The sequence below is a fragment of the Sphingomonas phoenicis genome, assembly GCF_047238005.1.
Lineage (GTDB): Bacteria > Pseudomonadota > Alphaproteobacteria > Sphingomonadales > Sphingomonadaceae > Sphingomonas.
Genome location: NZ_JBDFMC010000002.1, coordinates 1,542,696 through 1,554,672, shown reverse-complemented (window position 1 = coordinate 1,554,672; position 11,977 = coordinate 1,542,696). Strand labels below are relative to the sequence as shown.

The following is an 11,977-nucleotide window of genomic DNA, read 5'->3' as shown; positions in this document are numbered from 1 at the left end:
ATGCTGAACCGTTTCACCGCCGACTATCTCGGCACGCTCGCCAACGCCGATTTCCGCCCGACGCCGACGGTGTCCGGTCGCCTCGCCTCGTATGACGGGCTGCTGATGGAGGCGGTCGGGCTGACCCTGCCGGTCGGCACCGTCTGCCGCATCGGCGACACCGTGGACGCCGAGGTGATCGGGTTTCGCGGCGATCGCACGCTGCTGATGAACCTGGGCGGCCCCGCGCCGCTGCTGCCGCGCGCCTGCGTCCGTCCCGTCGGTGCGCCCGGCGAGGCGGAGGTCGGCGCGGCGATGCTGGGCCGTGTCGTCGATGGCGCGGGCAAGCCGATCGACGGCCTCGGCCCGATCCGCGGCGCCGGCCGCTGGCCGCTGGCGGGCAAGCTCCAGGGCCCGCTGGACCGTGGTCGCGTGCTCCAGCCGCTCGACGTCGGCGTCCGCGCGATCAACGGCCTGCTGACCGTGGGGCAGGGGCAGCGGATCGGCATCATGGCCGGCTCGGGCGTCGGCAAGTCGGTGCTGCTGGGCATGATGGTCCGCGCCGCGCAGGCCGATGTGGTCGTGATCGGCCTGATCGGCGAGCGCAGCCGCGAGGTCGCCGACTTTCTCGAAACCAAGGTGGCGGGCGAGGCGCGCGCCCGCTCCGTCGTCGTCGCGGTGCCCGCCAATCATTCGCCGGTACTCCGCATCCGCGGCGCGCTCCGCACCCATGCGATCGCCGAGGCGTTCCGGGCGGAGGGCAAGCGCGTCCTCCTGATCATGGATTCGCTGACCCGCGTTGCCCATGCCGGGCGGGAGATCGGGCTGGCGCTGGGCGAGCCCGCCTCCGCCCGCGGCTATCCGCCCTCCGCGATCGCGATGCTGCCCAACCTGATCGAGCGCGCCGGCGCCGATGCGCAGGGCCCCGGCTCGATCACCGCGATCTACACGGTGCTGGCCGATGGCGACGACGGCAACGATCCCGTCGTCGACTCCGCCCGCTCGATCCTCGACGGCCATATCGTCCTGTCGCGCGCCCTGGCGGAGCGCGGCGTGTACCCGGCGATCGACGTCGGTCCCTCGGTCAGCCGGGTGATGAACGATATCGTCGGGCGCGACCATGTGCTCGCCGCCCGCGTGCTGCGCCGCCATCTGGCGACATACGAGGAGAACCGTGATCTCGTCCTGATGGGCGCCTATCGCGCGGGGGCCGATCCCGCGATCGACGCCGCCATCGCCTATCACCCCGCGATCACCGACTATATCCGCCAGGATGCCGACGAGGTGGTGCCGCTGGATACCGCCGCGGCCGAGCTGACCGGCGTGTTCGGCGACGGCTGAGGCGGATCCGGTGAACGGCAAGACGCTGGCGCGCATCCACCGCGTCCGCACCGCACAGCTGAACCTCGCCCGCGCTGACGAGGCGCGCGCCGCCGCCACGCTGGAAAGCGAGACCCTGATGACGCACCGTATCGCCGCGCTGGTCGATGCGGTGGCGCCGACGCCGGCCGCCACCGGCGCCTATGCGATGGCGGGTACCGCGCTGTTCCGCGAGCGGCTGCAACAGTCCGCCGATGCCGCCGCGTTCCGCGTGATGAATGCCGAGCAGCGCACGCTGCGGGCCGCTGCGGCCAGCCGTGCCGCCCACCGCGACCAGAGCGCCGTCGAGAAGCTGATGGAGCGCGCGCGGCTCGACGCGCTCTACCGCGAGGCGCGCGATCTGCAGAACGCGCCACCCCAGGCGCGCAAACGGCACGATCCTTGCTGATATCCGGCTGACCGTAACGACCGGAAGCCCGAGCGTCCCTGATGATCAGCCTTGCCGCCTCCCTGCCGACCCTCGCTGCCCCGCCCCGCGGCACCGCTCCCGTGGCGGTGGGCGCCGGCGCGGCGCTGCCGTTCGCGCTGCCGGAACAGGGTGCGACGATGGCGGCGGGCATCGCGCTCGCGGCGGTCCTGCCGGCCGCACCGGCCGTGGCCCTCGCACTGCCCGACCGGCAAGCGGATGCCGCCGACGGCGAGATCTTGCCGGACGACCTGCTGGCGCTGCTGCCGCCGGCGGCCGTGGCGGACGCGACGTCGGCATCCGCGCCGGGCGGCCCGGTGGCATTGCCGGACGGCGTCGCTACCCCTGCCACCCCGCAGGCATTCCGGCCCGGCCGACCCGCTCCCGGCGCGCCGATGATCACGGCCGGCTCCCGTTTCGCGCCGCCCACCGTGCCGGCGTCGCCGCTCGCTTCCGACGCGGCAGAGACGGATGTCGCGGTCGTGGAGCCCGATGCTCTGCCGATCACGACGGCGGTGGTGGTTACGATCGCCGCGGCGCTCCAGCCGATCGAACCGCCGGCACCCCCCGAGCCTATCAAGGCCGAGCCCGTCGGGGCCGAGCCTGTCCGCGCGGCGCCTGCGACCATGGAGTCTCCGGCAGCCAAGCCGGTCACCCGTGCGGTGCGGCGCGAGGCATCCGATCGCCCGCTCCGGCGCGAACGGGCCGATGCCGCGCCGCCCGCTACGGCTGACGCACCCGCCGCCGTCGCGACGGCGGTCCTCCAGCCGCTGCCGATAGCCGTTGCCGCCGCCGACATCGTCGCGGTGTCGACGTCACAGGCCGTGACGCCCGGGCTGCCGCCGCTCGCCGATCCGGTCGCCGCGCCAGGTCGGCCGATCGCCGCCGCGACGCCGCCGATCGCCGCGTCGTCCGCCACCCTCGAAACGGTCGCCGTCGCGAAGCCGGTCGACGAACCGGCGGCGGGTCCCGCGCCGGCATCGGCCGCACCGACCGCGCCGATCGCATCCGCTCCGACGGCGGCGCCCGCCGCGGCGAATATCGCGGCACCGGTTACCGCGCGGCCGCTGCGAAAGGCCCCGGAGCAGGCTCGCGATCCTTCGCCCGCCATGGCGCCGTCGTCCGATCCGCAGCCGCTTGCGCCCGCAACGCGCCTGCCGGCCGGCGTCACCGTCATCGCACCCGCCACGACCCGGTCGTCACCGCCGACGGACAGCACGCGGGTCGCCGAACCGACCGTCCCGTGGCGTTTCGCCGCGACCACGCCGCCGGCCGCTCCCGCCGTCGGCATCGCTCCGCCGGGCGTTCCCGTCAGGCCGGTGGATAGCGTCGCGATCGCGCCGACGACCACCGTCGCCGTCGATCCGCTACCCGGCGCCGTCCAGCCGTCATCCGCCGGTTACCCGACCGCGCCGGCGCCGGCCGAAGCGTCACGACCCACCGCGGCGGCCACGAATGCCCAGCCGTCCGCCGCTGCGTCGTCGCCCCCCGCGCCGCCACCTATCCTCGCCGCCGCTCCCGCAGCGGCGGTCTTCGCGCCGGCCATCGCCGCGGCGGATGAGCAGGACCGCCGCCAGCCGCGCATCGCCGGCGCGATGGACGTCGCCTCGCCCGGCGCCGTCGCGGCTGCGCCCACCGTTGCCGCGCCACTCGCCGCGGACACGGCGGGGCAGGCGCCGCTGGACCTGTCGCAGCCGCGCTGGCCGCAGGCGATGGTCGACCGGATCGAGGCGCTGCGCGACGCTGCCGACGCCAACGACACCCGCATCCGCCTCGTCCCCGACGCGCTCGGCGCGATCGATATCGGCCTGACGCGCGAGGGTGACACGATCCACGTCCGCTTCACCGCCGAGCAGGCGCAGACCCGCGCCCTGCTGCAGGAGGCGCAGCCGCGCCTGGCCGAGGCGGCCGACCAGCGCGGCCTGAAACTGGGCCAGACCAGCGTCGAGGCCACGGCCGCCGCCCAGTCCCAGACCCAGCAACAGGGCTCGCAGCAGAACCAGCAGCAGTCGCCCTCCACGCCGTCCGGCGGCACCGCGGCGCAGTCGCACGCGGCCGGGTCGCAGGCGCAGGCGCAGGGCCAGGGATCGGGGCGTCAGTCCCAGCCCGCCGTTCCGACGCGGCCCGCCGGCGCCGCCACCACCACCACGGCCGCGCAGGCCGACGACGATGCCCGCATCGCCTGATCAGATCTGAAGGAAAGCACCGATGAGTGACGCGAAGGACACCAAGGAAGAGGCCCCCGCCAAGAAGGGCGGCAAGAAGAAGCTGATTATGGGCGCGGTCGCGCTCCTGGTGCTGGTCGGCGGCGGCGTCGGTGCCGGCGTCTATGCCGCGCAGTCGGGAATGATCGGCGGCGGTGCCGCACACGGTGCCGAGCAGGAGGATCCGAACAAGCCCAAGCTGGTGCCCAAGAGCGAGCAGAAGCACGCCGGAGAGGGCGGCGAAGGCGGCGAGGGCGGCGGCCATGGCGGCGGTGGCGAAGAGGGTGGCGAGGCGTCGAGCGAGCACGCCGGCATTCCCACGCCGGCGGGGCATGGCGGCGACCAGTACGCGTCGAACTATTACGCCATGGACAAGGAGTTCACCGCGAACCTCCAGGATTCCGTCCATTTCGTCCAGGTCGGCGTGGCCGTCTCGACGCCCTATGACGACAAGGTCATCACCAACCTGAAGACCAACGACATCGCCGTCCGCTCGGCGGTGCTGATGACGCTCAGCGACACGTCCGAAGAGGCGGTGTTCTCGACCGACGGCAAGCGCGGACTGCAGAAGCGGCTGGTCAAGGCGATCAACGACACGCTTCAGCAGAAGGAAGGATTCGGCGGGATCAGTAACGTTTACTTTACCAGTTTCGTTGTTCAGTGAGGCATGGTTAACGCCACGCCAACCACGGATAGACGCAGCCGCGCGAGCGTCGGTGCCGCCCTGCGCGAGCCGGCGGAGGCGGCGGTGCTGGGCGCGCAGAAGCTCAATCCGTTCGGCGATCTCCACACGCTGCAGCACCTGTCAGCGCGGCTCGCCCGCGGGTTGCGGCCCGTCTGGGAAACGCTGCTCCGGCGCGAGGTGCGCTCGTTCGCCGAGCCGCTCAGCGTCCAGCGCTTCGCCGATTACCGCGCGGAACGCGGCGACCTGCTGACCGCGTGGCTGCCGCTGGCGATGACCCCCGGTACGCCGCAGGGCGGCACCCAGGCATGGTGCGTCGTCGACGGGCGTTTCCTGATCGAGATGCTCGACCTGTTCTTCGGCGGCGCGGGCGTGGCGCCGCTGCCGATGCCGGCCGAGTTCTCGCCGGCCGCCGATGCGATGGCGGTGCGGATCGCGGGCATGTTCGCCGAGGCGCTCGGCACCGCCTGGGAGCCGCTGACTCGCGTGTCCTTCGCCGCCGGCCGGCTGGAACAGGCCGCCGACATCGATGGCGAGGATGCGGTGATCGTCACCCGCGTCGGCGTCGACACGCCCGGCCAGCCGATGTTCGTCGACATCCTCTATCCCGTCGTCGCGCTGAAGCCGCACGGCGCCACCCTGACCGGCAAGGTGCTGGACAAGGCGGAGCCGGACCCGGCGTGGCGCAACGGCCTGGCCCGCGCGACGATGGGCGTCCGCTTTCCGGTCCGCTCCGTCCTGGCCGAGCCGGTCGTGCCGCTCAGCATCCTGATGGAGCTGAAGGCCGGCGACGTCATCCCGATCTCGATCGCGCCCGACGTGCCGGTGATGGTCGGTCGCGACCGGCTGGGCTGCGGCACGGTCGGCACCTCCAACGGGCGGGCGGCGATCCGCCTGACCTCGCTCGCCCAACCCGATACCGATGAAGGACTGACTGCATGAACGACATGACCGGCGGCTTCGCAGCCGATCCCGCCGTCCCCGGCGGCGTGGCCAACAATTTCCGGCTGCTGCAGGATGTCGACGTCAAGCTGACGGTCGAGATCGGGTCGACCAGCCTGACGCTCCGCGAACTCCTCGCGCTGGGCGAAGGCAGCGTGATCGAGCTCGATCGCCAGGCCGGCGAGCTGCTCGACGTGTTCGTCAACGGCACGCTGATCGGCCGGGGCGAGGTGGTGACCGTCGGCGAGCGCTTCGGCGTGCGAATGACCGAGCTCGTCTCTCCGGAAAAGCGCGGCTGATCCGATGCTCTGGTCCTATATCCTGAAGCTGGTCGTGCTGCTGCCGCTGGTCTGCGGCCTGATGATCGGTTGCCTGTACCTGTGGCGCAAGCTGGAAAGCCGCATGCCCGGCAAGCAGTGCAATCGCCTGATCGCGGTGCGCGAGACGATGATGATCTCCCCCGGCCTGCGCCTCGCGGTGCTGGATTTCGAGGGCAAGCGCCTGCTCGTCTCGGTCGGCCGCGGCGGCGTCGCCCTGATCGACAAGACCGACCAGTGAGCATCTCGGTCACCCGCAAGGGGCATGGCCCCGCGCTGGTCCGCGGCCGCCGCGCCGCCGCCGCACCCGCCCGCTCGCCGCTGGTGACGCTGCTGTGGGTGGCGCTCGCCGTGCTGCTCGCGCTGGTCGTCGCGGCGCCTGCGTTCGCGCAAGGTGCCCCGATCGGCGCGCCGGGCGCGCCGGTGCCGGGCGTCGGCGACGCGGTCGACCGTGCGCTCGGCCAGCTGGGCGGGCAGAGCCAGGGCCAGTCGGCGCCGCTGTCGCTGTCGCTGCAGGTCCTGATCATCATGGGCCTGCTAACGATCCTGCCGGGCATCCTCCTGATGATGACCAGCTTCACCCGGATCATCATCGTGCTGGCGGTGCTGCGCCAGGCGCTGGGGCTTCAGCAGACGCCGCCCAACCAGGTGCTGATCGGCCTGTCGCTGTTCCTGTCGCTGTTCATCATGGCGCCGACGATCAACCAGATCAACACGACCGCGATCCAGCCCTATGCCGCCGGCCAGCTGGCGGGCACCCAGATGATCTCGACCGCCGGCGCCCCGCTCCACGATTTCATGACCAAGCAGACGCGGGTCAAGGACCTGAAGATGTTCGCCGACATGGGCAAGACCGGCCCCTTCGCCAGCCCGAAGGACATTCCCTTCTCGGTCCTGCTGCCCGCGTTCATCACGTCGGAGCTGAAGACCGCGTTCCAGATCGGCTTCCTGATCTTCCTGCCGTTCATCGTCATCGATCTGGTCGTCGCGACCGTGCTGATGAGCCTCGGCATGGCGATGCTGTCGCCGACGATCATCTCGCTGCCGTTCAAGCTCCTCCTGTTCGTGCTGGTCGACGGCTGGGCGCTGACCATGGGCAGCCTGGCGAACTCGTTCGTGACGTGACCGCCGTCGAAGGTGTTGCGCGCCGCCGGCCCCTGTCCACCCCGGCGAAGGCCGGGGTCCAGTCGGGGGACCCCGCCGCTCCATCGCCGACGCCTTCCCGACTGGGCCCCGGCCTCCGCCGGGGTAGCAAGATTTGATGATCCACGGTGGATCGAGGACGACACGATGGACGCCGACTATTTCCTGACGATCGCCAACCAGACCATGTGGGTCCTCGCCCTCGCCAGCGCCCCGATCCTGGTGCCGGCGCTGCTGGCGGGCCTGATCCTCGGCATGGTCCAGGCCGCGACCTCGATCAACGAGCAGACGCTCACCTTCGTGCCGAAGCTGGTCGTGGTCGCGCTGTCGATCCTGATCTTCGGCAGCCTGATCCTGGGGCTGCTGAGCGACTTCACGATCGGCATGTTCGAGCGCATTCCGGATCTTGTTAAGTGACGCGCAGCGCCAGCGCGGCAACGTCCGCGCGACCGGCGCCAGCCGGGGCGCTAGCGCGGCCGGCGGGGCGCAGCACCCGTCCGACGACGCGGCTTTGCCGCGGCGCGCCGTCCGGGCGAGCCTTGCTCCCCTCCCGCCTGCGGGAGGGGCTGGGGGAGGGGAGTGCCATCTGGCGCCCCGCTCGCGGCTATGCCCTCCCCCAACCCCTCCCGCACGCGGGAGGGGAGATCAGGTGCTCGGATTAGGCCTCGCCATCGAGCCCCAGATCTGGGCGCTGGTCTTCGTCATGGTCCGGATCGGCGCGGCGTTCGTCGCCGCGCCCGTGTTCGGGGCGGTGTCGCTGCCGGTGACCGTGCGCGTGTCGCTGTCGGGCGCGATCGGTATCCTCGTCCTGTCCACCCACAGCATCACGCCGCCCCCCAATGTCTTCGCCGTCACCACCTTCGTCGCGGTCGCCGGAGAGGCGCTGGTCGGCCTCGCCATGGGCTTCATCCTCCAGACCGCGTTCGCCGCGCCGCTGATCGCCAGCGAGCTGATCGGCGGATCGATGGGGATCGGCTTCGCCTCGTCGATCGATCCGCAGAACGGCCGCTCCACCCCGGCGCTCGGCCAGTTCATGTCGGTAATGCTGACGCTGCTGTTCCTGTCGGTCGACGGGCACCTCGTCCTCGTCGACATGCTGGTGAAGAGCTACGAGGCGCTGCCCCCCGGCGCCGCCTGGCTGGGGGCGGACCGGCTGAAGGCGATCGCCTTCTTCGGCGGCTATGCCTTCCTCGCCGGGCTGCTGCTGGCGCTGCCGGTCGGCTTCCTGCTCCTCTGCCTCAACCTGGTCGTCGGCATGATGAGCCGCGCCGCCCCCGCGCTCAACCTCTTCTCGGTCGGCATGCCCGCCAGCCTCGCGGTCGGCGTGATCGCGATGGCCGTCGCCTTCCCGGCGATGGGCGATTACATGCTGGTCATCATCCGCGAGAGTCTGGGTGCGCTCCAGACCATCGTTCTGGGCTGACCGGCGATGTCGGAGTCAGGCGGCGAAAAGACAGAAGCTCCAACCGCCAAGCGCAGGCAACAGGCGGCCGACGACGGCAATGTCCTGCGCTCCCGCGATCTCGCCACCGCGCTGGTCGTGCTGGCGGGCGTCGCATGGCTCGCCTTCATGGGCCCCGCACTGCTGTCCGCCTGCCGCGAGGTGATGGCCGCCAGCTTCCAGTTCGGCCGCGCCGATGTCGAGAGCTTCTCGCCGTGGCGCCCGCTGGCGCAGGCCGGCTGGCGCCTGGCGCTGCCGATGGGCTCGCTGCTGGCGATCAGCATGGCGGCCGCGATCGTCAGCGGCGTGATGCTGGGCAATGTCGGCTTCAACGCCGGGCTGATGGGTCCGAAGTTCAAGCGCATCAATCCCGCCTCCGGCCTGAAGCGGGTGCTGGGCATGAACGGCTGGATAGAGCTGGGCAAGTCGCTGCTGAAGGTGATCCTGCTCGGCACCGTCGGCGGCTGGATGCTGTGGAAGGCGTCGCGTTCGACGCTGGGCCTGTCGCAGTCCAACCTCGACGAGGCGCTGCAACAGGTCGGCGGCACCTTCACCGGCATCATGATCGCGATGAGCATGGGGCTGGTCGCGATCGGCGGCATGGACGTGTGGATCCAGATCGTCCGCCGCCTCGGCCAGATGCGCATGACCAAGCAGGAGGTGAAGGACGAGCACAAGGAGAGCGAGGGCAATCCGGAGGCGAAGGGACATATGCGCATGAAGATGCGCGAGATCCTGTCGGGCGGCATGCGCAAGGCGGTGCAGGAGGCGCATGTCGTCCTGACCAACCCGACCCACTTCGCCGTCGCGCTGCGCTACGACCGTGGGCGCGACCAGGTGCCGGTGGTGGTCGCCAAGGGGCGCGGTGCCACCGCGCTCGCGATCCGCGAGCTGGCGGGCGAGATCGCGGTGCCGGTGCTGGAATATGCTCAGCTCGCCCGCGCCGTCTACTACACCAGCCGCGAGGGGCAGGAGGTTCGCGACGACCTCTACCTGCCGATCGCCACCGTGCTGGCCTTCGTCTTCGGCGTCAACGCAGCGGCCGGTGGCGGCCAGCCATTGATCGAGGTGCCCGACACCGCGCGCTTCGACGAGAACGGGCAGAAGACGGCATGACCGCGGCTCGCCTGTCCTACGCCGCCGCGCTCGTGATAGATGCCGATCCGACATGGGCAGGATCGGCAACCATCCGGCAGGCCCGGCACTCCTCCGGTCGGGCGATCGCCACGATCCCGCCGGTTCCCTTGCCCGTCATCCCGAACGTGACCCGCGATCCGGCTGCGCCCCTTGTTGCTACGGGGAGAGGGCATGCTCTCTCGTCATGGACTTGCTGCTCTTCCGCGTCGCAATCGTTGCCGTACAGCCGGCCGGCATCAGTTCTGCGATCACCCCGGCGAAGGCCGGGGCGGCGGCGTGTCGCAACGTCCACATGTCACGCTGGAAAGACGACGAATACGTCAGCCATCCTGTCGCAACATACCTGCCGGCGACGAACCCTCGAGACCGTCAACTTCCTCAACATTCGCCGCCCGCATCGCTTCGCCGCGCTTTCCGCCGGACGCCGGCGATTTCCGGTAAATCTCTCCGCCCGGCGGCCGTTTAACCAGACGTGACAAGGAACCGGCGATGACGACGATCAGCGAATCGATCACCAAGACGCTCGGCACCGGCTCCGGCGTCGATACCAAGGCGCTCGTGAAGTCGCTGGTGGAGGCGCAGTTCGCCGCCAAGAACGCGCTGCTGACCAAGCAGACCGATACGCTCACCTCCCAGATCTCCGGCGTCGCCAAGCTGAAGGCGGGGATCACCGGGTTCGATACCGCGCTGAAGGCGCTGGTGAAGGGCGGCACGCTCACCACCCAGCCGTCCAGCTCCAACACGGGCGTCGCCAGGCTGTCGCTCCAGTCCGGCGCCAGCGCGATCGGCCTGTCCGCGCAGCTGACCGTCAGCCAGCTCGCCGCGCCTCAGGCCGCGACCACGAACACCGCGGTGCCCGCCACGCAGCCGTTCCGTGGCGGCACCCTGACCGTCAACATCGGCAGCTACGTCACCACCGGCGGCACGACCACGCTGTCGCCGACGAAGTCCGTGCCGATCACCGTGCCGCAGGACGCCACGCTCGACCAGATCGCCACGCAGATCAGGAAGGAGACGGGGCTGCAGACCAGCCTCGTCAACGACAATGGCGGCGTCCGCCTGACCATCAAGGGGGCGACCGGCGCGGCGCAGGCGTTCGAGATCGTCGGCGCCGATGCCGATGGCACCGCCGCGGGGCAGGGGCTCGCCAGCCTGTCGGTCGGCGGCAACGCGACCGGCACCACGATCGGCTCCGCCGCGCGCGATGCGCTGCTGACGCTCGACGGCGCCAGCTTCTCGCGCGCCACCAACTCGATCACCGATCTGCTGCCGGGCATCAATCTCGATCTGGTCGCGACCTCGACGACGCCGGTCACGCTGGCGGCGACCTCGCCGGGCAGCGCGCTGACCCAGGCGGTCGAGGATGTCGTCGCGACGTTCAACGAACTCCAGAGCCTGATCAAGGAAGAGACCAACAACGTCGACGGCGTGCTGCGCGGCGATCCAGTCGCTGCCGCGCTGGGCCGCTCGCTCGCCCAGCTGACGCTGGCGAAGCTCACCACGTCGACGACGGGCGGGCCGCAGACGCTGGCCGATCTGGGCGTTTCGACCGATACCGACAAGCGCGACGGCAGCCTGAAGCTCGACAGCAAGAAGCTGGCCGCCGTCATGGCGCGCGATCCTGCCGGCGTGGAGGCGATCTTTGCGGTCGATGCCGCCGGCAAGGGCGGCCTGACGGAAGTTTTGTCAGGCATCGCGGCCAAGGCGACCGACAAGACCTTCGGTCTCGACGCCGCCACCGCCCGCTATACGAAGACGAGCACGACCATCGCCGAACAGAAGACCAAGGTGAGCGATGCGGCAACGGCCATGACCAACCGGCTGACCCAGCAATATGCCGCGATGGATGCCCGCGTCGCCGCCTACAAGGCGTCGCAGACCTTCCTCGAACAGCAAATCAAGGCCTGGAACCAGAGCGACAATTGATGGCCTACGCATCCACCCTCCTCCGCGATCCCTGGGCGACCTATCGCGAGATCGACGCCGCCGGCCGTACCAGCCAGGCGGCGAGCGGCCCCAAGCTGGTCCAGCTGCTCTATACCGAGCTGCTGGCGGCGTTGCGCGCGGCCGCGTCCGCGGCGGAACACGGCAATTACCGCGTCAAGAGCGAGCGCGTGACCCGCGCCACCGCGATCCTCTTCGCGCTCGAATCCGGGCTCGACTATGATCAGGGCGGCGAGCTGTCGAAGACGCTGTCGCGCATCTATGCCGGCGCCCGGCGCACGATCGTCGATGCCTCGATCGGTACCGATCCCGCCCCGTTCCGCATCGCCGCCGACAATCTTGCCGAGATCGCCGCCGCCTGGGCCACCGCCACTGCCGCCTGACCGGCTGTCCTACACGGGG

General features: G+C 70.8%; 14 protein-coding genes. 13 read left to right on the top strand and 1 reads right to left on the bottom strand.

Features of this window, described 5'->3' with window-relative positions; genetic code table 11:
• The 11 genes from ABC319_RS08690 (at position 1) to ABC319_RS08640 (ending at position 9,610) form a co-directional block, all read left to right on the top strand.
• Complete coding sequence (locus ABC319_RS08690) at positions 1-1,320, top strand: FliI/YscN family ATPase (protein WP_413069838.1); 1,320 nt, start codon at positions 1-3, stop codon at positions 1,318-1,320.
• Positions 1,321-1,330: 10 nt separating this feature from the next.
• On the top strand, positions 1,331-1,747 hold the full coding sequence (locus ABC319_RS08685; RefSeq protein WP_413069837.1) for a hypothetical protein: 417 nt from the start codon (positions 1,331-1,333) through the stop codon (positions 1,745-1,747).
• Positions 1,748-1,788: 41 nt separating this feature from the next.
• Entirely contained in the window at positions 1,789-3,951 is a 2,163-nt protein-coding gene (locus ABC319_RS08680) for a flagellar hook-length control protein FliK (RefSeq protein WP_413069836.1), read from the top strand.
• A 22-nt stretch (positions 3,952-3,973) separates the two neighbouring features.
• Complete coding sequence (locus ABC319_RS08675) at positions 3,974-4,633, top strand: flagellar basal body-associated FliL family protein (RefSeq protein WP_413069835.1); 660 nt, start codon at positions 3,974-3,976, stop codon at positions 4,631-4,633.
• Between the two features lie 3 nt (positions 4,634-4,636).
• A complete protein-coding gene (locus ABC319_RS08670; protein ID WP_413069834.1) occupies positions 4,637-5,593 on the top strand; it encodes a FliM/FliN family flagellar motor switch protein in 957 nt (318 codons plus the stop codon).
• On the top strand, positions 5,590-5,892 hold the full coding sequence (gene fliN, locus ABC319_RS08665) for a flagellar motor switch protein FliN (RefSeq protein ID WP_413069833.1): 303 nt from the start codon (positions 5,590-5,592) through the stop codon (positions 5,890-5,892). The genes ABC319_RS08670 and fliN overlap by 4 nt, the downstream gene beginning before the upstream one ends.
• Before the next feature lie 4 nt (positions 5,893-5,896).
• Entirely contained in the window at positions 5,897-6,151 is a 255-nt protein-coding gene (locus tag ABC319_RS08660) for a flagellar biosynthetic protein FliO (RefSeq protein WP_413069832.1), read from the top strand.
• Complete coding sequence (gene fliP, locus ABC319_RS08655) at positions 6,148-7,035, top strand: flagellar type III secretion system pore protein FliP (RefSeq protein ID WP_413069831.1); 888 nt, start codon at positions 6,148-6,150, stop codon at positions 7,033-7,035. The genes ABC319_RS08660 and fliP overlap by 4 nt, the downstream gene beginning before the upstream one ends.
• 165 nt (positions 7,036-7,200) lie before the next feature.
• Entirely contained in the window at positions 7,201-7,470 is a 270-nt protein-coding gene (fliQ, locus tag ABC319_RS08650) for a flagellar biosynthesis protein FliQ (RefSeq protein ID WP_413069830.1), read from the top strand.
• A 232-nt stretch (positions 7,471-7,702) separates the two neighbouring features.
• Positions 7,703-8,476, top strand: coding sequence for a flagellar biosynthetic protein FliR (fliR, locus tag ABC319_RS08645; RefSeq protein WP_413069829.1), 774 nt, complete (start codon positions 7,703-7,705; stop codon positions 8,474-8,476).
• Positions 8,477-8,482: 6 nt separating this feature from the next.
• A complete protein-coding gene (locus ABC319_RS08640; protein ID WP_413069828.1) occupies positions 8,483-9,610 on the top strand; it encodes an EscU/YscU/HrcU family type III secretion system export apparatus switch protein in 1,128 nt (375 codons plus the stop codon).
• 341 nt (positions 9,611-9,951) lie between these two features.
• Here the strand turns inward: ABC319_RS08640 and ABC319_RS08635 are convergent, their stop codons facing one another.
• Positions 9,952-10,146, bottom strand: a complete 195-nt coding sequence (locus tag ABC319_RS08635) for a hypothetical protein (protein ID WP_413069827.1) — start codon at positions 10,144-10,146, stop codon at positions 9,952-9,954.
• Here ABC319_RS08635 and fliD point away from each other — a divergent pair.
• The gene (gene fliD / locus ABC319_RS08630; protein WP_413069826.1) at positions 10,121-11,557 is read left to right on the top strand and encodes a flagellar filament capping protein FliD; all 1,437 of its coding nucleotides are present in this window, start codon (positions 10,121-10,123) and stop codon (positions 11,555-11,557) included. The two genes, ABC319_RS08635 and fliD, sit on opposite strands and share 26 nt — an antisense overlap.
• A complete protein-coding gene (locus tag ABC319_RS08625) occupies positions 11,557-11,958 on the top strand; it encodes a flagellar protein FliS (RefSeq protein ID WP_413069825.1) in 402 nt (133 codons plus the stop codon). Before fliD ends, ABC319_RS08625 begins: the two co-directional genes overlap by 1 nt.
• Positions 11,959-11,977 lie beyond the last annotated feature (19 nt).

Coding starts and splice junctions, on each gene's coding strand:
- ABC319_RS08675 (WP_413069835.1), top strand. CDS start 3,974: ATGAGTGACGCGAAGGACACCAAGGAAGAGGCCCCCGCCAAGAAGGGC.
- fliN (WP_413069833.1), top strand. CDS start 5,590: ATGAACGACATGACCGGCGGCTTCGCAGCCGATCCCGCCGTCCCCGGC.
- ABC319_RS08690 (WP_413069838.1), top strand. CDS start 1: ATGCTGAACCGTTTCACCGCCGACTATCTCGGCACGCTCGCCAACGCC.
- ABC319_RS08625 (WP_413069825.1), top strand. CDS start 11,557: ATGGCCTACGCATCCACCCTCCTCCGCGATCCCTGGGCGACCTATCGC.
- fliQ (WP_413069830.1), top strand. CDS start 7,201: ATGGACGCCGACTATTTCCTGACGATCGCCAACCAGACCATGTGGGTC.
- ABC319_RS08680 (WP_413069836.1), top strand. CDS start 1,789: ATGATCAGCCTTGCCGCCTCCCTGCCGACCCTCGCTGCCCCGCCCCGC.
- ABC319_RS08660 (WP_413069832.1), top strand. CDS start 5,897: ATGCTCTGGTCCTATATCCTGAAGCTGGTCGTGCTGCTGCCGCTGGTC.
- ABC319_RS08640 (WP_413069828.1), top strand. CDS start 8,483: ATGTCGGAGTCAGGCGGCGAAAAGACAGAAGCTCCAACCGCCAAGCGC.
- ABC319_RS08670 (WP_413069834.1), top strand. CDS start 4,637: ATGGTTAACGCCACGCCAACCACGGATAGACGCAGCCGCGCGAGCGTC.
- fliD (WP_413069826.1), top strand. CDS start 10,121: ATGACGACGATCAGCGAATCGATCACCAAGACGCTCGGCACCGGCTCC.